This is a genomic window from Rhizorhabdus sp. GW822-FHT03C02 (assembly GCF_058801765.1).
Genome location: NZ_JBXANN010000004.1, coordinates 376,759 through 395,977, shown reverse-complemented (window position 1 = coordinate 395,977; position 19,219 = coordinate 376,759). Strand labels below are relative to the sequence as shown.

The window sequence follows — 19,219 nt, the reverse complement described above, 5'->3', positions numbered from 1 at the left end:
TCACCGCCACCGCAGCGCGAGGCCGATCGCGAGCAAGGGGGTCGCGACGAGTGCGCTCCACAGCAGGTCGATCGCACCGTCGAACAGCAAGGCGGCGATCGCCCCGGCCAGGGTCAGCGCCGCGACCAGCGACGGGATGCGGAAGATCGCCGCGAACGAGAGGCCGGCGCGGCGCGTCACGCAGCGGCTCCGCGGACATGCCGTGCCGCCCACAGATAGAGGCCGCTGGCCAGCACGACGATCGCGACGATATCGAGCAGCGCCCAGACGATCTTGAGCGCGAGCCCGCCATAATCGCCGAAGTGGAGCGGCCGCGACAGGAACAGCGCGCGGATGTGGAGCGGCATGTCGCGGCTGTCGACGAGCCGGGCGGTCGCGGCGTCGATCAGGGTCGGCCGGATCAGCCGGGCGGTCAGCGGGGTGCGCCCCGTCATGAAGACATCATAATGGCTGGGAGTGGCGAAGAAGGAGCCGGGAAAGGCGATGATCCCGGGGGTCATGCCGGGCGCGACGGTGCGCGCGGCGGCAACGATGCGATCGAGCGGGGCGTGGCGCACGGGCGGCGGCGCGTGCCGATAGGGCGCCATCATCTCGGCGAGCTGGCCCTGGCGCCACTGCATCGCCAGCGGCGCATCGAGCGTGTTGAAGGCGCCGGTCAGCGCGACCAGCAGCAGCCAGGCGGCAAGGCAGATGCCGAGCAGATTGTGGCGGTCGAGCCATGCCAGCCGCCGGCTGCGCGTCCCGCGCACCGTCCCGAAGGCGAGCCGCCGCATGAAGGGCGCGTAGAGCACCACGCCGGACACCAGCGCGGCGATGAAGACGAGCGCCATCGCGCCGAGGAACAATGTTCCGGGCAGGCCGGCGAGCATCTGGGTGTGGAGCCGGCGCATCAGATCGAGAAAGGCCGCCTGCGGTGGCGGCGGCGGCAACAGCCGTCCGGTGCGCAGATCGACCGACTGGAGATGCGCCCGGTCCGGCGGCGCCATGATCGCGGGCGCGGTGGCGATCGCGATCACCGGCCGTGCGGGATCGAAATAGGCGATCTGGACGACCTCGCCCGGCCGGGTCGCCAGCACCGCCGCGACGATGCGGTCGAGCGACGGCGGCGGGGTGCCAGGGGGCACCGGCGGCAGATCGGCGTGCCGGCCGAACCCCGCCTCGATCTCCTGATGGAAGATCAGCGGCAGCCCGGTCAGGCACAGCATAAGCAGGAAGGCGGTGCAGGCCAGGCTGGTCCAGCGGTGCACCACCGACCAGCCGCCTATCGCCCGGTTCGAGAGCATCGGATCAGAATTTCGCCTGGAGCCCGACCGTCAGCGTCCGTGGCTGGAGCAGCACCGCGCTGTCGAAGGCGCTGTCGGGCTGGGTCGACCCGGTGGGGGCGATCCCCGGATAGCGGGCGACCGGCTTCTCGCTGTCGAACAGGTTTCGGACCGATCCGAACAGGCGGAACCCGCCGAGCTGCCAGGCGAGTTGCACATCGGCGACCAGATAAGGGTCGGTGCGCCCGCGCGGGCGGTTGTTGACGTCGGTGAAATAGCCGCCCGAATAGCGCAGGCTGGTCGAGGCGCTGAACGGCCCCGAGGTCCAGTCGAGCCCACCGCCGGCGGTGACCGACGGCGCGGTGAGCAGGTCGTTGCCCTCGATCCCCGAGCCCGGATAGCGGGCGACGTCGGTGCCGAGCAGTCCGACCGAAAGCCGCGCGCCGAGCCCCTTGGCGATATCGGCCGAGGCGCCGAGTTCGGCGCCCCAGGTCCGCACCCGATCGGCGTTGCGCACCACGAACGCCTCGTCGCGCGAATCGTTGGGGGTCAGGTCGAACGGCAGCTGCATGTCGCGATAGCGCGAGACGAACAGGTTCTGGGTGGTGCGGACGCGCCCGCCCGCCCAGGACTGGCGGCCGAAGATCTCGGCGGTCCAGACATATTCGGCCTTATATTCGTAATTGACGATCGGGAAGACGAAGGCGACCCCGCCGCCGCCCGAATTATAGCCGCGCGAGACCTGCAGGCCGTAGGCCGATCGCGCATCGGGCTTCCAGGTCAGCCCCGCCTTGGGCAGGAAGGCATGATAGGTCTCGTCGGCGGCGATCCGCACCAGCGTGCCGGTGGCATCGCCGCCGTTGCGCCGGCGCTTCTCGCGCTCGTAGCGTGCGCCGAGCGACAGGTCGAAGGCCGGCGACAGCGGCACCACCCCTTCGCCATAGAGCGCGACGGTGTCGCTGCGGTCGCGGAAATTCTGCCCGCCGAGAAACTCGATGAACTCCTTCTGCCGCGCGCGGAAGCTGTAGATGCCGGCGACCCCCGACAGGCCGTTCTCGCCGGCGTAGCGCAGGCGCGGTTCGACGATATATTCGGTGGTGTCGACGGTGGCGTTGGTCGATCCGGGCACCGCCTTGCGCGCGAAGTGGAAATCGGTCGCCGAGACGAAGCCTTCGAACGCGAGCCCCTGCCCCAGCGGCGCGTTGAATTCGGCGCCGAGGCTGTCGGTGCGCGGCTTGTGGACCGGCTGGCGCGGGAAGTTGGAGACCCGGTCCTGGAACGGGCGCACGACGATCTCGCCATTGGGCCCGCGATAGTCGGTATGGGCGGCGGTCAGCACCAGCCGGAGGTCGGGATCGGACGGTGCCGCCAGCAGCAGCTTGCCGCGCAGCACCAGCCCCTCGCCGCGCGCCGGATCGGCGACCCCGGCATAGGCGGTATAATGGGTGGCGGAATCGCGGCGCGACCAGTCGGCGGACAGGCGCAACGCGACGCTGTCGGCGGCGATCGGCAGGTTGAGCATCGCCGAGGCGCGGCGCTGGTGGCGGTTGCCGGCGGCGACCTGGGCGGCGCCTTCGGTGTCGAACGACGGATCGCGGGTCTCGACGACGATCGTGCCCGCGATCGCATTGCGGCCGACCAGGCTGCTCTGCGCGCCGCGCAATATCTCGATCCGGTCGACGTCCCAGATGCCGATATCGCCGAACACCACCTCGTTATAGCTGGCGGGACGACCGTCGATCCGCCAGCTCAGCCGGGCGCGGCTGCCGGCGAAGAAGGCATTGGCATTTTCGGCCGGGCCGGTGCCGTCGATCCCGCGCACGGTCGGCGCCTTGCCGGTGCCGGTGACCATCGACAGGTTGGGGATGGTGTCGAGCACGTCGCGCACGGTGGCGAGGCCGGGCCGGCGAGCGAGCGTATCCGCATCGAGAATCTCGACGCTGGTGCCGGTCACCAGCAGCGGCCGGCGGATCAGTTCGGCGGTGACGACGATCTCGTCGAGGTCGGCAGTCCCGGCGGCGAATGCGGGTGTCGCGAGCGCGGTCGTCAGCGCCGCGGCGGCGCGGTGGATATGGTTCATCGGTGCCCCCAATGTGCAATTGTTTATTGCGATTGATTTGCAAGTGCGAGAGCCTTAATCGGACATATCCGGCACTGCCACTCCGATCCGGTGCGACATGCTCCGATCCAACCCAAAATGTCCGAGGCTTGATGGCTGAAGCGTCGAACGAGCGAGAGATGATCGCGCTGCGCGACCGGGCCGCCCGGTTCGGCGCGGTGCCGCGGATGATGCGGATGAACGATCCCGGTTCGGTGCGGATGGCGCTGCTCGACTATCGCGACTTCGCCGGCGAACAGCAGCAAGCGGGCTATATCCTGTTCAACCTGTGCACGCGTAACGCCGGCGCGTTCGCGCGCCGATCGGGCGAGATCCGGGTCGACGGGGTGATGCGGCCGGGCACGCTGAGCGTCACCCTGCCCGACGACGGAGCGCGGGTGCGCTGGTCGCGGATGCAGATGCTGGGGATCGGCTTCGATCCGGCGGCGCTGGCCGACCGGTTCGACGACGGCGTCGACCCGCTGTCGCTCGCCGACGCCGCCGGCGCGCTGCACGACGATCCGCTGCTGACCGCGGTGATGACCGCGCTGTGGCGCGACGGCGAGGCGCATGGGCTGTCGAGTGCCTTTTTCGACCATGGCCTGGCGCTGCTGGTCGGGCGGCTGCAGCATTATCGCGCGGCACCGGCGCCGGCGCGGCGGATCTGGCCGCTCGCCGGCGCCCGGCTCACCCGGGTGCTCGACCTGATCGACGCGCGGCTGGCCGAGGACGTGTCGGTGGCCGAACTGGCGCGCGAGGCCGGACAGGACATCGGCAGCTTCGGCCGGTCGTTCAAGGCGGCGACCGGCCTTGCGCCCTTCCAATATCTGACCCGGCGGCGGATGGAGCGCGCCGCCGAATGGCTCGGCCGCGGCGAGAGCGTGACCGCCGCGGCGCTGGCGGTCGGCTATGCCAATCCCAGCAAATTCGCGGCGGCCTTCCGCCGCGTCACCGGCGCGTTGCCGTCGGATTTCGCTAGAGCATGTCCCGATCAGATTGATCAGGACATGCTCTAAATTGTCTTTGTTTTCCGCATTTTCCGAGCCGTCAGGTGATTCCACCTGACTTGAAAATGCTCTAAGGGCGAACGGGGGGAGCGGTGATCCGCTTCAGCCGCGGCTCGCGTCGCGCCAGCGGTGCGACTGGCGGGCGGTCATGCGGAAGGCGAGGCCCGGCGGGATCAGCCGCACGAACGCCGCGATGGCGCGGTTGAGGCGGCCGGGGATGCGGACGGCGGTGCCGGCCTCGACCGCGGCGATGCCGTCGGCGACAACTTCCTCGGCCGTGAGCCACATATAGGACGGCATCCTGTTCATCGTCGCGCGGGTGCCGGTGACGTCGTGGAATTCGGACCAGGTGAAGCCGGGGCACAGCGCGCAGGCATGGACGCCGGCATCGGCATTTTCGAGCGCGAGCGACTGCGAGAATTTGACGAGATAGGCCTTGCTCGCCGGATAGAGGCTGTGGCCGGCGGTGCTGGGCACATGCGCCGCGAGCGACGAAACGTTGACGATGCGACCATAGCCGCGCGCACGCATCGCCGGCAGCAGCCGGCGGACGAGTTCGGTCGGCGCCTCGATCATGATCCGGATGAAGGCCTCATGGACCGGCCAGGCGCTCGCGTCGAACGCGCCGGGGACGCCATAGCCGGCATTGTTGATCAGCCAGTCGACGCGGCGGCCCCGCGCCTCGATCTCCGCGACCAGCGCGGCGGCGCCGCCGGGCGCGGCGAGGTCGCCGGGGATGACGTCGATCGTCGTGCCATGATCGGCGCGCAGGATGGTGGCGAGCGCCTCGAGCCGGTCGGCGCGGCGGGCGGTGAGGATCAGGTCGTGGCCGCGCGCCGCCAGCGCCCGGGCGAAGGCCGCGCCGATCCCCGACGAGGCGCCGGTGACGAGGCTGGTCGGCCGGGGCGGCTGCATGGTCCTCACCCCTTCGGCGGCACGACCAGCCGCAGCGGGCGCGAGCCGAGCGGGGCGCCGCTCTGGCGGTCGACGACGACCGGCTCGATCGGCAGGCCGGTGGCTTCGTCGACCGCATAGGTCATCTCGCCACCGCCATGATGCTGCTTCCCCCAGGCGCCGATCGCGTAGAGGATCGGCAGGAAATCGCGCCCGGCCGCGGTCAGCAGATATTCGTCGCGCGGCGGCCGTTCGGAATAGCGGCTCTTTGCGAGCAGCCCGTCCTCGGTCAGCGCCTTCAGCCGGCGGGTGAGGATATTGGGGGCGATGCCGAGGCTGGTGCGGAACTGGTCGAAGCGGGTCATGCCGTAGCTGGCGTCGCGCAGGATCAGCATGCTCCAGGCGTCGCCCACCCGGGCGAGGCCGCGGCCGACCGGGCAAGGTCCATCGGAGAAGCGTTCGGGGTCCATGAGGGGAAGATAGCGCGTCGGTTGCGGGTTGCAAGTGACGAGGTGACGCTCGTCTTCCCAGCGAAGGCTGGGATCCATGGCTTCTGCCCCTCGCGCGGTCATTTCCCCGGAGAGAGACATGGATCCCAGCCTTCGCTGGGAAGACGAGAAAGGGAGATGGTGCGCGGGGCGTCTCGACTTCGCTCGACACGAACGGAAGGGGTGGTGTCGCCTCTTCGCGACAGCCTCAAAGCACCAACGCCGCCGCGACCATCAGTCCCGCGAGGAGGATCGCGATCGCGATCCATCGCCCGGCCCCGGCGATCGCGTCGGCGACCATCGCGCCGTCATGGGCCGGGGGCGCCTCGATGCGGCGGATCAGCGCGCGCAGCAGGCGGGGGGCGTCCTCGCCGATCTTCGAGAGCTCCCAGAACAAGGCGGTGACGGTCGGCGCCCAGCGGTCGGGCGAGAGGCGCTGGCCGGCGAGGCGGAGCCATGACCGTTCGATCGCGCCCGACAGGTCGAAGCCGGGCTCGATCCCGGTGAGCACCCCGTCGATCGTCACCATCGCCTTGAAGATCAGCAGCAGATCGGGGGGCAGCGCCAGCCCTTCCTCGCGCAACAGCGGGAAGAAATCGGCCATCAGCGCCGACAGCACGATCCGCCCGCCGCCATGGCGGGCAATGATCCGTTCGGAGGCGATCAGGATGCGCTCGCGCGGCACCCCGCTGCCCGCCGACCAGAGCGCCAGCGTGTCGGCGAGCGCGGCGGGGTCGCCGGCGCTGAGCGAACGGACGAAGCCGATGAACTCCTCGCGCCGGCGCGGGCTGACATGGCCGATCGAGCCGAGATCGAGCAAGGCGAGGCGGTTGCCGGGCAGGCAGAGGAGGTTGCCGGGGTGCGGATCGGCGTGGAAGCGGCCGTTGACCAGCACCATGTCGAGGACGATGTCGGCGCCGAGCCCGGCGATCGCCGCCGGATCGATCCCGGCCGCGCGCAGGGTGGCGCCGTCGCGCGGGGGCACGCCGTCGATATAGTCCATCACCAGCAGCGTCTCGGACGTCCATGCCCAGTGGATTTCGGGGATCACCACGTTCGGATTGCCGGTGAAATCCTCGCGCAGCCGATCGGCGTTGCGGCCCTCGTTCGAAAAATCGAGTTCCTCGAGCACCGCCTGCGCCAGCTGGCGGACGAGCGCGGCCGGGGCGAAGCGGCGTGCCTCGGCGCTGGCCTTTTCGACGATCGTCGCGAGATGGGCGATCAGCCGGAGATCGGCCTCCATCCGCGGGCGGATGCCGGGGCGGCGGATCTTGAGCACCACCGGGCGCCCATCCTGGAGCGCGGCGCGATGGACCTGCGCCATCGAGGCGGCGGCGATCGGTTCGAGATCGAAGCTGGCGAAGGCGGTCTCGGGCGGCTGGCCGAGCGCGGCCTCGACCGCGTCGCGCAGTTCGTCGAACGGAAGGGTCGGCGCGCGGCTGTGGAGATGTTCGAGCTCGGCGATCCAGTCGGGCGGCAGCAGATCGGCGCGGGTGGCGAGGATCTGGCCGAGCTTGACGAAGGTCGGCCCGAGCGCCTCGAGCGCGAGCCGGGTGCGGCGCGGGAGATCGGCGGCCTCGCCCTCGTCGCCTTGCTTGCGTTCGAGCCCGAGCCGTGCGAGCAGCGTATCGAGCCCGAAGCGGGTGGCGATCGCGGCGATCTCGCCCAGCCGGGCGCGGTCGCGCGCGGCGACGATGATGGTCTTGATCATCCGCGCGTCATCAATAGTCGAGCTTCGGATACCAGTCGGTGCCGCGGCCGCCGGGGGTGAGATCGAGGATCGACCAGAGCGCAGCGATGTCGGGGGCATCGCGCGGATCCTGGCCGGGATCGGCCATCGCGCCGGTCATCCCGCTCGACCAGAACAGCCGGACCGCGTCGCCGTCGCGCCGGTAGACGGTGAGCGCGGGATTCTCGCTGCCGTCGGCGTTGAGCAGGCCGAGGTCGCGGGCATAATCGTCGCCGACCGTCTGGACGAAATCGAGATGACGCCAGCCACGTTCCCGGGCGAATTCACGCTGGCGCTCGACCGGACTGCGGCCGAAGATCCTGAGCGCGACCCGCTGCGCGATGTCGGCGGCGTTGCCGTCGACCGCGCCGAGCCAGTTGGTGCACATCGGGCAGGGCCGCTCGCGCTGGGGCCCGTACATCCAGAAATAGGCAACGAGCACATCCTTGCCGCCGAACAGATCGGCGAGGCCGAGATCGGTGCCGTTCGCGTCCTTGAAGCGATAGTCCCTGGCGATCAGCGGGCCGGGCGGAAGCGCCTGCCGCTGCGCGACGACCCGGGTCATGTGGCGGCGCAGTTCGATCTCCTCGGCAAGCAACTGTTCGCGCGCATCGCGATAGGCCGGGCTCGCGCCGGGGAATGGGAGGTTCAATCCGGCCGCCAGCTGGGCGGCGGGGACGAGGGTGTGGGTCGCCATGAGGGGCCTCTTCGGTTGCGTCGGAGGATAATGTGCGGATTGGGGTTGCGTTCCGCTCCTGTCGTCGCTCCGGCCCCCGGCTCGGGGCTGTGCCCCGTCCGAGGACAGGCATCGGCCCGGAGCCGCCCACGTCAATGATGTGCTTCAATCTTGGGCGGCCCCGGCCTCCGCCGGGGCGACGAGTTTGGGTTGACCCCGCCTCGCCGACAGCGCCTATTGCCGCCGCAACCGAACAGGGAGTGGACGATGGGACGCGGGATGTTGGCGGGCGCGCTGGGTGTGGCGCTGGTGATGGGCGGCGCGGCTGTGGCGGCGAAGGTCGATCTGGCGGCGGTGCTGGCCGATGCCGGGCGCCCCGATGCCGACAAGGCACGCGACGCCGATCGCAAGCCGGCCGAGCTGATGGCGTTCGCCGGGGTGAAGCCGGGCGCGAAGATCGCCGAGCTGGCGCCGGGCGGCGGCTATTTCACCCGGCTGCTGAGCCCCGCGGTGGGGCCGGCGGGCAAGGTCTATGCGATGGCCGGCAAGCCGTCGCAGGCGCTGACCGACTATGCCGCGGCGCATCCCAATGTCGCGGTGGTCACGATCCAGCCGGGCGAGATCAAGGCGCCCGAGCCGGTCGACATCGTCTGGACCACGCTCAACTATCACGACTTCAAGAACAGCAAGGTCGGCGACGCCGATGTCGCGAGCCTGATCAACGCCGCGGCGTACAAGGCGCTCAAACCCGGCGGGGTCTATCTGATCGTCGATCACCAGACCGCCAAGGGCGCCGGCGCGACCCAGACGTCGACGCTGCACCGGATCGAGGATGTCGTGGTCAAGCAGGAGGTCGAGGCGGCGGGGTTCAAGCTCGACGCGACGAGCCCGCTGCTGGCGCATGCCGGCGACGATCACAGCCTCAAGGTCCAGGAGACCGGGGTGCGCGGCAAGACCGACCAGTTCGTGCTGCGGTTCCGCAAGCCGAAGCGGTGATCGGGGTCATAAGAAGAGGCACGTAGGGGCGGGCGACGGACTGAGTCATCGCCTGTCCCCCTTGACGTCGCCGGCCGCATTTATCCACAATGGCAATCGCACCTAACGCTCAGGCGATCATCCGAAGAAAAGCCGCGGCGCGTGCGAACATGACAGCCCGTCATTTTTCGCGGAAATCTGCGATGCTCTCAGTTATCGCAAACTGTATTGTCCATTACTAATGGGTTTGACCAATTATGCGTAATTGACAGACCAAATAAGGCTGGCTTACCCCATGAAACAGGGACGACCCGCTGACTAAAAGCAGGCGCCCGTCTAGGGAGGGGAGCCGTCAGGCGCGATGATCATATCGTCGATCCGTCATAGCATCTGGGCATTTTTCGCCTCGTTCGAGGCGACCGCCTGCCATTGGCACCTCCCCGCGCTCGAAAATATAGTCTTCCAGTTTTTTCATGGCGTTGGCCGTGTTCGGGTAACCGGACATGATCCGTCCGATAAAATTGGTCATGCCAATTTTGCCTTGAGAGGATCGCCCCGCATCGGCGCATCCGGAAAGGCAGCGACATTCCGGGGCTGAACCCGGGATCGGGAGCGAAGCGACTCGTTTCCGCCACATGAGCGAACATCGAAAAAATTCGACAAGGGGAGGGAAGATAATGAAATCCATAAAAATCATCGAACTGCTCGCGGGAACCAGCCTGGCGATGATCGCCGCGGGCGCCGCGCATGCCCAGTCGGCACCGGCCGCCGAAGAGACGGCGAGCATCGACGACGAGATCATCGTCACCGCGCGGCGCCGCGAGGAAAGCCTTCAGGACGTGCCGATCACGATCAACGCGGTGAAGGCCGAAGAGTTGGCCAAGCTCAACATCCGCCGCTTCGAGGACATCTCGACGATCGTCCCCGGCCTGACGCTGGCGAACAACGCCAACGGCATCGGCGCGACGGCATCGGTGCGCGGCGTCAATTACGACGTCAACGCGTCGGGCAACAACGGCACCATCGAATTCTATTATAACGACGCGCCGATTTCGGCCGGCAACCTGTTCCAGGCGCTGTTCGACATCGGCCAGATCGAGTTGCTGCGCGGGCCGCAGGGCACACTGCGCGGCCGGGCATCGCCATCGGGGTCGATGACGATCACCACCCACCGCGCCAGCCTGCAGGATATCGGCGGCTATATGACCGCGACCGGCACGAGCATCGGCGGGATCAACGTCAACGGGGCGTTGGGCGTGCCTTTGGTCAAGGACATGCTGGCGATCCGCGTCGCCGGGATCATCGACAATAACGAGGGCAGCCGGGTCAAGAAGGTCACCAACGGCACCGACCCCTATTCGCGCACCAAGGGCGGCCGCGTCACCGCGCGGTTCGAGCCGACCGACACGCTGTCGTTCAACGGCAGCTATCAGAAGCTGGTGCAGCGGCTTCACAGCTACGACCAGGTCGAATCGCTGCAGGCGACCGACCCGACCGCGGCACCGAGCCGGATCTTCATCGACGGCAATGATCGTCGCGCGATCGAGGATGCGCCGCGCCGGATCCGCCAGGAGTTCGAGAATTACAACCTGCAGGCGCAATGGGCGTTCGCAGGGCAGAAGCTCAACTATGTCGGCGAGCGCAACAAGCAGCATTTCTATTCGGTGCAGATCTCCGACACCGGGGATTTCTTCGGACCGACTTTCCCGGCCTTCCTGCAGGGCTATGGCCAGATCACCAACAGCAATTCGAAGACCTGGGCGCATGAAGTGCGGCTGTCGTCCGAAGAGCAGATCGCGGGGATGTTCGACTATATCGTCGGCGCCTTCTACCAGAAGGGCGATTTCCCGACCAATTTGACCAGCCCGACCCCGGTGCTGTTCGGCCTGCCCTCGCCGACGGTCGCCGGCATCGTCGTCCAGACCCCGGTCGTGCGCGGCGGCGGCAACAAGGAGAAATCGGCGTTCGGCAACCTGACGATGCATCTGGGCGAGGCGACCGAGATTTCGGGCGGCTTGCGTTATATCGATTACAAGGCGGTCGGCAGCCTCAGCGTCTCGGGCAATGTGCTGGCCGCCGCGGCCGAGAATGTCAAAGAGAACACCGTGATCTATTCGGGATCGGTCAAGCACCGCTTCAGCGACGATTTCATGCTCTACGCCAATGTCGGCAGTTCGTGGCGCCCGCCGGTGACGGCGACCGGCGACTTCAGCCTGGCACGGTCGGCGCGCGAAAGCAGCTTCGTCAACCTGCCGCCCGAAAAGTCGAAATCCTATGAAGCCGGCTTCAAATCGAGCTTCATGGACAAGCGGATCCGCCTGAACGTCTCGGCCTATCACCAGGACTATAAAAATTATCCCTACCGGTCGTCGTCGGGGGTGTTCTTCATCAACACCACCGCCAACACGGCGACGAACCCGATCACGCTGGTCCAGTCGGTCAACCAGTTCAACTTCGTCGCGGCGGTGCCGGTCAAGGTCGACGGAATCGAAGCCGAAGCGTCGTTCAAGGTCATGGACCGCTGGGACATCGGCATGAACGGCAGCTATGCCCGGAGCAAGATCAAGGGCGGCGTGATCCCCTGCAACGATTATTTCCCGACCGACGGCAAACCCGACAGCGTGTCGACGGTGCCGACCGTCGCCCAGATCCGGGCGGCGACCGGCGGCGACACGATCGCGGCCTGCGCGGTCAGCCAGCGCGCATCGCTGGCGCCGCCGTTCAGCGGGACGGTGACGTCGGAATATTCGATGCCGATTTCGTCGATGGTCGACGGCTATCTGCGCGGCCTGCTATCCTATTACGGCAAGTCGCAGAACGACCCGACCAACGCGGTCGACGATGTGAAGGCCTATGCGCTGCTCAACCTCTTCGCCGGCATCCGTTCGCCGAGCGGGGCCTGGGAGGTGTCGATCTACGGCAAGAACATCACCAAGACCGAGCGGGTGCTCAGCCGGAGCCCGACCCCGCTGACCACCACCTATAATATCGGCGCCACCGGGGCGATCGGCAGTTCGGGCTATCGCGGCATCACCTTCACCCAGCCGCGCGAGTTCGGCCTCAACATCCGCTACGCCTTCGGGTCGCGTTAAAAACTGACGACCTATCCCGCCCTGGGATGACCTGGCCGGCCAGTCGCAGGACTGGCCGGCCGATTTTTATCCTGTTCCGGCGAAGGGGACAGGCGGCGGCCCACATGATCTCACTCGTCATGCTGAACTTGTTTCAGCATCCACCGTGCGACAAGGGGCCGTTCCCGAGAGGAAGAGTGGATGCTGAAACAAGTTCAGCATGACGAAGATGGGGGCGGTGTTGTTTTCTTCATTCTTCGCCGCCAACAAAAAGGGCGCGGCCCTCGCAGGCCGCGCCCCCTCTTGCATCACGACCCTAAGGTCGGATCACTTCTTCGCGGGCAGCTTCGCCAGGTCGGCCTGGATGTCGGCGAGCGCCTTGTCGGTGACGGTGTCGGCGGCATATTGCTGGATCGACTTGAGGGTCATCGAGCGCGCCATGTCGATCTGCGGATTGGCGGTGAAGCCGGGGAGATGCTTGTCGAGCACCGCCTTGGCGGCGGGATCGTCGAGCAGGGTGCCGATGTCGGTGTCCTCGACATTATAGCCGGTCGCGGCGGCCGCAGGCGCGGCTTGCGCGAAGGAGGCCGCGGGAACGGCCGACAGAGCAAGCATCGCGGCGACAGTCAGAGCACGCATCAAGATAAACCTTTCTTTCAGACGGGACCGGGACTCGCGCCCGGCCTCTCCTCCCCCGATCATAAAGCGCCGACCGATCCGCCGCAAGATAGTTCATAGTCAGAACTATCGAGGATTTCCGGGATTCTGCCCGCGATCGCGAGGATGCCAAGGCATAGGCGATCGATTTGCTCAGGCGCCGCACAGGCTTAACGACCGTAACCGATCCGAAACATTCATTGCTCCGGAGCGGAACCGCATGGCATCCTCAAGCGTATCGCGCGGATTGCGTACGCGCGAAGGGGGAAGAATGGGAGCGAAGCCGAGGGCGGGCGCGATCGGCCGGACAATCGGACTGGCGTTGCTGGGGATGCAGGGGGTGCCGGCGGCCGCGCAGAGCATCGAAGAATTGCGCGACATGTCGATCACGTCGCTGGCCAATCTCGACGTGTCGTCGGTGACCAAGTCCGACGGTGCGCTGGGCGATGCGCCAGCATCGATCTACGTCATCACCCATGACGATATCGTGCGGTCGGGGACGCTGACCCTGCCCGGCATCCTGCGGCTGGCGCCCAATCTGCAGGTGATGCGCGGTGGCGGCAATGGCGGCTATGTGATCACCGCGCGCGGCCTGGGCGGCAATGCCGACGCGCAGAATTTCTCGAACAAGCTGCAGGTGCTGATCGACGGCCGCAGCGTCTACACCCCGATCTATTCGGGGGTCTATTGGGACATGCAGGACGTGCTGCCCGAGGATATCGACCGGATCGAGGTGATCAGCGGCCCGGGCGCGACCCTGTGGGGGACCAATGCGGTCAACGGGGTGATCAACATCATCACCCGCCATGCCGGCCAGACCCAGGGCGCCTATGCGACCGCGGTGGCCGGCGACAAGACCCGCGACGCCGGGCTGCGCTATGGCGGGCGGATCGGCGACACGCTGAGTTACCGGCTGTTCGCCAAGGCGCACCGCAATACCGACAGTTCGCCCGCGATCAACAATGACAGCCTGCGCGTCCAGGGCGGCTTCCGGATCGACTGGAACGTGTCGCCCGACGACCTGCTGATGATCCAGGGCGACGCCTATGACGGCCGCCGGTCGCAAAATGCCGCCGGCGACGAGCATATCGACGGGCGCGACATCGTCGCGCGCTGGAACCGGAGCTGGGCATCTGGATCGGCGCTGCAGGTTCAGGCCTATTACGACCATAGCGGCCGCCGCACCGAGGACGAGGGCGGCCATTTCGGGGTCGACACGTTCGACCTCGATATCCAGCACAGCTTCGCGCTGGGCGGCGCGCACAAGATCGTCTGGGGCGGCGGCGCGCGCAGCATCGACTATGATATCGTCGGCGCCAACGGCCTGGCGTTCGTGCCCGCGCACCGGACCCTGTTCCAGGCGAATATCTTCGCGCAGGATACGATCGCGATCGCGCCGACGCTGACCGCGATCGGCGGGCTCAAGCTGGAACATGATCCCTATTCGGGGATGGCGCTGCTGCCCTCGGCGCGGCTGTCGTGGAAGCCCAACCCCGCCCTGCTGCTGTGGAGCGCGATATCGCGCGCGGTCCGCACCCCCAGCCCGTTCGACCGCGACGTCGAGGAGAGCATCGGGCCGACGCTGTTCCTGATCGGGCCGTCGAGCTTCCGGTCGGAGAAGCTGACCGCGTTCGAAGGCGGCACCCGGCTGATCGCGTCGGCCAATGCCTCACTGTCGATCTCCGGCTTCTACAACCGCTATGACGATCTGCGCAGCATCGAGCCCGCGCCCGGCGGGCTGCTGCCGTTGCAATGGGGCAACGGCATCGAGGGGCACAGCTATGGTTTCGACAGCTGGGCCGATTATCGGGTGACGAGCTGGTGGCGGCTCAAGCCCGGATACAGCCTGCTGATCGAGAAATTCCGGTTCAAGCCGGGCGTGGTGCCGCTGCTGGGGATCGAGCAGGTCACTAACGATCCCAAGCATAGGGTGACGCTCCGATCATCGATGGACATCGGGCCGCGGCTCAATGTCGACGCCGACCTGCGCTATGTCAGCGCACTGCCGTCGCCGCGGACATCGGGCTATGTCGAGCTGGGCGCGCGGATCGGCTGGATGCTGAGCGACCAGGCCGAGATATCGGTGTCGGGGTTCAACCTGCTCCACAAGCGGCACCGCGAACTGCCCGCGAGCCAGGCCAATCCGGTATCGCGCAGCATGTTCGCCGCGCTGAAATGGCATATCTGAGCCGGCGATCGCCCTGGATGCGGCCGGCCTGGCCGCTGATCGCTGCCGGCATGCTCGCGCCGGCGATGCCGACGGCTGCCGTCGCCGCGCCCGCCCCGGCCGCCACCCCGGCGCTCGAGCAGGCGGTCAAGGCGAGCTATCTGGTCAAGTTCGCGCCGTTCGTCGACTGGCCGCCCGCGGCGATGCCGCCGCCGGGCGCGCCGTTCACGATCTGCCTGGCCGGGCAGGATCCGTTCGGCGCGCTGATCGACGATGTCGCGCGCGGCCAGACGGTGCGCGGCCGCCCGGTCGCTTTGCGCCGGATCGCAGCCGGCGGCGGCACCGGCGGCTGCCATATCCTCTATGTCGGCCGGCCTTCGGCGGCGGGCGGGGTCGCCCCCGCCACGATCACCGGCCAGCCGGTGCTGACGATCGGCGACAGCGCGACCGGCGCCGCCGGCTGCATGATCGTGTTCGTCGTCCAGGCCGGGCGGGTTCGTTTCCAGATCGACGCCGACGCCGCCCGCGCGAACGGGATCGGGGTGAGTTCGAAGCTGCTGGGGCTGGCAATCGGGGCGCCGAAAAAATGACGATCTTGAACCGCACCACCGATATGCTGGGCCGCACCGCCCGCAGGCTGGCGATCACCCCGCTGACCGCGGTGCTGATCGCGCTGGCGCTGCTGATCGGCGCGCTGACGCTGGCGATCCAGAACGACCGGATCGGCACCCAGGAGAAATTGCGCCAGACCGAGGTTCAGGCGCGGATCCTGGCGGCGAGCGTCGCGGCGCCGCTGGCGTTCGACGATCAGGACGCGACCAGCGAATTCCTGAACGCGCTGCGGCTCAACCCCGAGGTGCAGGCGGCGGGCGCCTATAGTCCGAGCGGCAACATGGTCGCCGGCTACAGCACCGCCGGGGTCGCCCTGCCCGCGACCAGCCGGGTCACGGCGCCGGTGCGCGACGGGCGCGACCTGATCGTCACCGCCAAGGTCGCGCAGGCCGGCACCGTGCTGGGATCGGTCTATCTGCGCACATCGATCGAGAGCTGGCCCAGGCGAGCGCTGCGCTATCTGGGGATCGCACTGATCGTGGTGATGGCGTCGCTGCTGGTCGCGGTGCTGGGCGCCTCCTATGCCTCGCTGAGCGACGCCCATGCCAAGCTGCGCACCGAGATCGAGGGCCGCCAGCAGGCCGAGGAGGCGCTGCGCCAGTCACAGAAGATGGAGGCGATGGGGCAGTTGACCGGCGGGGTCGCGCATGATTTCAACAATCTGCTGATGGTGGCGTCGAGCGGGCTCGACCTGCTCGAGCGCACCACCGATCCGGCCAAGCGCGAGCGGTTGCGCACCGGCATCCGCCAGGCGGTCGACCGCGGCGCCAAGCTGACCCAGCAGTTGCTCGCCTTCGCGCGGCGATCGCCGATGCACCCCGAGGTGATCGATCCCGGCGAGCGGATCCGCGGCATGGACACGCTGCTCGACCGGTCGATGCGCGAGGATGTCGAGGTGCGGCTCGAACTCGCCGGCGGGCTATGGCCGATCGAGGTCGATCCGTCGCAGATGGAGGTGGCGCTGCTCAACATCGCGCTGAACGCGCGCGACGCGATGCCCGACGGCGGCACGATCGTGGTGAGCGCGGGCAATCTGCCCGGCGAGGGCGAGCGCCCCGACCGGGTGCGGATCGCGGTGACCGACACCGGCACCGGGATCGCCCCCGAGATGACCGCGAAGATCTTCGAGCCCTTCTTCACCACCAAGGGGGTCGGCCAGGGCACCGGGCTGGGGCTGAGCCAGGTTTACGGCTTCGCGCGATCATCGGCGGGCGAGGTCGTGGTCGACAGCGCGGTCGGGCGCGGCACGACGATCGCGCTGATCATCCCGCGATCGGCCAAGGCGCCGCCCCGCAAAACCGAGGACAGGCCCCCTGCCCCCGCCGCCGTCGATGGGCAGCGGCGAATATTGCTGGTCGAGGACGACGATCATGTCGCGGCGATGGTGACCGAGATGCTCGACGCGCTAGGCATGGCGAGCGAGCGCGTGGCGAGCGGCGACGCGGCGATCGCGCGGGTCGAGGCCGATGGCGGGTTCGACATGCTGCTGTCCGACATGGTGATGCCGGGCGCGCTGAGCGGGCTCGACCTGGTCCGCGCGGTCGCGCGGCTGCGGCCCGAGCTGCCCGCGGTGCTGATGACCGGCTACAGCGCGGCGGCGGCCGCGGCAGCGCAGGAGGGGATCAGGCTGCTGCACAAGCCGTATCGGATCGAGGATCTGGCGGGGGCGATCGAAGCGGCGATCGGATAGCGGCTCTCGCAACCCCTCTCTTTCAAGGGAGGGGCAAGGGTTTGGCTTTTGCCGCACCGTCGGAGGGCTCGCTTCGCTCGCCACCCACCCCTTCGCCCCTCCCTTAAAAGGGAGGGGTTAGAAGAAGTCAGCGGGGGGCGGCCTGGACGTGGCAGTCGATCTGGAGGATCGCGGTGAGGCTGAGGCCGGCGAGCGCGGTGGGAACGACCTCGCGGGCTTTCCAGTCGTGGTTGAGGATCGCCTTGCGCAGCCGATCGGCGGTCGCCTCGGCGCCGCGGGTGCCGCCGGTCGGCAGATAGAGCAGGAACTGGTGATCGCCGACCCGGGCGGCGACGCCGCCGATGGGACAGAGCGCGCCGACCAGATCGGCGATCTCGGCGATCACCCGCTCGCCGGTCTGCGGGCCGAACATCTCGCCGGCCTGTTTGAGATTGTCGACGTCGCAGGCCACGCAGGCGGCCGCCGGGCCGGCGGGGCGCTGGGCCAGCTCCTCGGCGAGCCCCTGGCGGGTGGCGAGGCCGGTCAGCGGATCGCGCAGCGCCGACTGGCGATCGGCAGCGATGCGATCGAGCACCGCCGAGGCGAGCGCGATCAGCCCCTGGATCAGGCCGAGCACCACCGCGCTGCTCTGCATCAGGAAGGCGTAGAGCGACGACAGATAGGCGCCGTTGCCGTCGCCGGCGGGAACCGTGACCATGACGGTCGCGGCCTGGAGGAACGTTTCGAAGGCGACGAGCGCGCAGATCGCGAACAGCGCGCGGTCGATCGGCTGGCGCAGCCTGCGCGCGGCCGCCGGCAGCGCGACCGCGAGCAGCAGCGCGCAACCCATGTCCGCCGAGAATATCTGCGCACGCAGATTGTCGAGCACCATGGCGGCGACCGACCCGCCCACGGAGACGATCAGCAGGGCGACACGGAGCGGTATCAGCCGACCCGCGCCGGCGCGCCGGAGCAGCGCCTCGCCGAAGCAGAAGAAGGCGAAGCCGAACAGGCCGTTGGCGATCATGCCGCGCACGATCATCGGGATCGCGTGGGGAAGCAGCGGCACGCAAGCGGCGATTCCCGAGCAGAAAAAGCCCGCGCCCCACCACAAGGCGATCGGCGCGCCCCAGCGCCACACCAGCAGGAAGGTGCAGCCGAGGGTGACGAACATCACCGGGAACAGAAATGCGAAACCGTCGCCCATCGGGCGTCAAACTCCTTATGGCGCAGGGCGGCGGCGTTTTTCCCTATTTTTCGCCATTTTCCAATGGGCGACCGACTCGACCCGGCCAAAATCTTCGTCACCGCGCCTATCGGCAGGCGCGAACGAAGACAAGATCGGGAACTTGCGGTAGAATCAGGCGCTTAGCGAAAATGTCTATCGCCTGCCTGTTCGGCCGCCACTGGCCCGCCGCCGCCTTCCGCCCCTGGCAGGAAGGTCCCCAGACCAGCCATTGCGCCGATTGCGGCGTGGCGATGCACAAGGGCCATGATCATGGCTGGCGGGCGCCATGGCAGCCGACGCTGGCGGAGCGCCTGATCGAGATGTCGGCACCGCGGCAGATTTCGCGGCGTTGACGGCGGACGCCGCCGATCCGACATCGGCCGTCACGGAAGATGATGTCCAAGCCGAAGAAATTGTTGCACATCCGCAAGGATCGCAGCCCGGCCGAGCACAACTTCATCCATTTTGGAACCGAGTTCGGCTCGAGGATTGACGAGCGATACCCCCGCTGACATCAAGCGGAACGAATCTCGGGGGGAACGATCGGTGGCCTATTTTGTCGCGAAATCAAGTGTAGCGTTCGATATCGATCACATCGATTTGAATTATTACTTGCGCAACCTGATTTCTTCGGACCTTTACGACAATATTAATTACCCCATCCAGGGGCGGACTTTCCAGGACAT

The 19,219-nt window shown here is 67.8% G+C and carries 17 protein-coding genes; 7 read left to right on the top strand and 10 right to left on the bottom strand.

Annotation, left to right across the window (positions count from 1 at the left end):
• The 3 genes from AC1RM6_RS14190 to AC1RM6_RS14180 are packed head-to-tail and all read right to left on the bottom strand — an operon-like array spanning position 1 to position 3,342.
• On the bottom strand, positions 1–180 hold the full coding sequence (locus AC1RM6_RS14190) for a hypothetical protein (protein ID WP_493102238.1): 180 nt from the start codon (positions 178–180) through the stop codon (positions 1–3).
• Positions 177–1,283, bottom strand: a complete 1,107-nt coding sequence (locus AC1RM6_RS14185) for a PepSY-associated TM helix domain-containing protein (RefSeq protein WP_493102236.1) — start codon at positions 1,281–1,283, stop codon at positions 177–179. Before AC1RM6_RS14185 ends, AC1RM6_RS14190 begins: the two co-directional genes overlap by 4 nt.
• Positions 1,284–1,287: 4 nt before the next feature.
• Positions 1,288–3,342, bottom strand: a complete 2,055-nt coding sequence (locus AC1RM6_RS14180; protein WP_493102231.1) for a TonB-dependent receptor — start codon at positions 3,340–3,342, stop codon at positions 1,288–1,290.
• 131 nt (positions 3,343–3,473) lie between these two features.
• Here AC1RM6_RS14180 and AC1RM6_RS14175 point away from each other — a divergent pair, with 131 nt between their 5' ends.
• Entirely contained in the window at positions 3,474–4,376 is a 903-nt protein-coding gene (locus tag AC1RM6_RS14175; RefSeq protein ID WP_493102227.1) for a helix-turn-helix domain-containing protein, read from the top strand.
• A gap of 93 nt (positions 4,377–4,469) precedes the next feature.
• Here the strand turns inward: AC1RM6_RS14175 and AC1RM6_RS14170 are convergent, their stop codons facing one another.
• The 4 genes from AC1RM6_RS14170 to AC1RM6_RS14155 form a co-directional block, all read right to left on the bottom strand.
• Entirely contained in the window at positions 4,470–5,282 is an 813-nt protein-coding gene (locus AC1RM6_RS14170; protein ID WP_493102225.1) for an SDR family NAD(P)-dependent oxidoreductase, read from the bottom strand.
• Between the two features lie 5 nt (positions 5,283–5,287).
• Positions 5,288–5,809 (bottom strand): winged helix-turn-helix transcriptional regulator, encoded by a 522-nt coding sequence (locus tag AC1RM6_RS14165; protein ID WP_493102223.1) that lies wholly within the window; start codon positions 5,807–5,809, stop codon positions 5,288–5,290.
• Positions 5,810–5,957: 148 nt separating this feature from the next.
• Entirely contained in the window at positions 5,958–7,460 is a 1,503-nt protein-coding gene (locus AC1RM6_RS14160) for an ABC1 kinase family protein (protein ID WP_493102221.1), read from the bottom strand.
• A gap of 10 nt (positions 7,461–7,470) precedes the next feature.
• Positions 7,471–8,175, bottom strand: a complete 705-nt coding sequence (locus AC1RM6_RS14155; protein WP_493102220.1) for a DUF899 family protein — start codon at positions 8,173–8,175, stop codon at positions 7,471–7,473.
• Positions 8,176–8,421: 246 nt separating this feature from the next.
• On the opposite strand from AC1RM6_RS14155, the gene AC1RM6_RS14150 reads away from it, so the two are divergent.
• Complete coding sequence (locus AC1RM6_RS14150; RefSeq protein ID WP_493102218.1) at positions 8,422–9,150, top strand: class I SAM-dependent methyltransferase; 729 nt, start codon at positions 8,422–8,424, stop codon at positions 9,148–9,150.
• A gap of 331 nt (positions 9,151–9,481) precedes the next feature.
• Here the strand turns inward: AC1RM6_RS14150 and AC1RM6_RS14145 are convergent, their stop codons facing one another.
• Positions 9,482–9,658, bottom strand: a complete 177-nt coding sequence (locus AC1RM6_RS14145; RefSeq protein ID WP_493102216.1) for a hypothetical protein — start codon at positions 9,656–9,658, stop codon at positions 9,482–9,484.
• A gap of 148 nt (positions 9,659–9,806) precedes the next feature.
• Between AC1RM6_RS14145 and AC1RM6_RS14140 the strand changes: the two genes are divergently transcribed.
• Positions 9,807–12,221, top strand: a complete 2,415-nt coding sequence (locus AC1RM6_RS14140; RefSeq protein WP_493102215.1) for a TonB-dependent receptor — start codon at positions 9,807–9,809, stop codon at positions 12,219–12,221.
• 306 nt (positions 12,222–12,527) lie between these two features.
• Here AC1RM6_RS14140 and AC1RM6_RS14135 read toward each other — a convergent pair whose 3' ends face one another.
• On the bottom strand, positions 12,528–12,839 hold the full coding sequence (locus tag AC1RM6_RS14135; protein ID WP_493102213.1) for a hypothetical protein: 312 nt from the start codon (positions 12,837–12,839) through the stop codon (positions 12,528–12,530).
• Positions 12,840–13,128: 289 nt separating this feature from the next.
• Between AC1RM6_RS14135 and AC1RM6_RS14130 the strand changes: the two genes are divergently transcribed.
• The 3 genes from AC1RM6_RS14130 to AC1RM6_RS14120 are packed head-to-tail and all read left to right on the top strand — an operon-like array spanning position 13,129 to position 17,326.
• Positions 13,129–15,045 carry a TOL_0244 family TonB-dependent receptor gene (locus AC1RM6_RS14130; protein WP_493102211.1) on the top strand — a complete coding sequence of 639 codons (1,917 nt, stop codon included), beginning with the start codon at positions 13,129–13,131 and terminating at the stop codon, positions 15,043–15,045.
• Complete coding sequence (locus tag AC1RM6_RS14125; protein WP_493102209.1) at positions 15,033–15,614, top strand: TOL_0243 family YfiR-like periplasmic protein; 582 nt, start codon at positions 15,033–15,035, stop codon at positions 15,612–15,614. Before AC1RM6_RS14130 ends, AC1RM6_RS14125 begins: the two co-directional genes overlap by 13 nt.
• Complete coding sequence (locus AC1RM6_RS14120) at positions 15,611–17,326, top strand: ATP-binding protein (protein WP_493102207.1); 1,716 nt, start codon at positions 15,611–15,613, stop codon at positions 17,324–17,326. Before AC1RM6_RS14125 ends, AC1RM6_RS14120 begins: the two co-directional genes overlap by 4 nt.
• A gap of 127 nt (positions 17,327–17,453) precedes the next feature.
• Here the strand turns inward: AC1RM6_RS14120 and AC1RM6_RS14115 are convergent, their stop codons facing one another.
• Positions 17,454–18,512, bottom strand: a complete 1,059-nt coding sequence (locus tag AC1RM6_RS14115) for a GGDEF domain-containing protein (RefSeq protein ID WP_493102206.1) — start codon at positions 18,510–18,512, stop codon at positions 17,454–17,456.
• Positions 18,513–18,682: 170 nt separating this feature from the next.
• On the opposite strand from AC1RM6_RS14115, the gene AC1RM6_RS14110 reads away from it, so the two are divergent.
• Positions 18,683–18,886 (top strand): hypothetical protein, encoded by a 204-nt coding sequence (locus AC1RM6_RS14110; RefSeq protein WP_493102204.1) that lies wholly within the window; start codon positions 18,683–18,685, stop codon positions 18,884–18,886.
• Positions 18,887–19,219 lie beyond the last annotated feature (333 nt).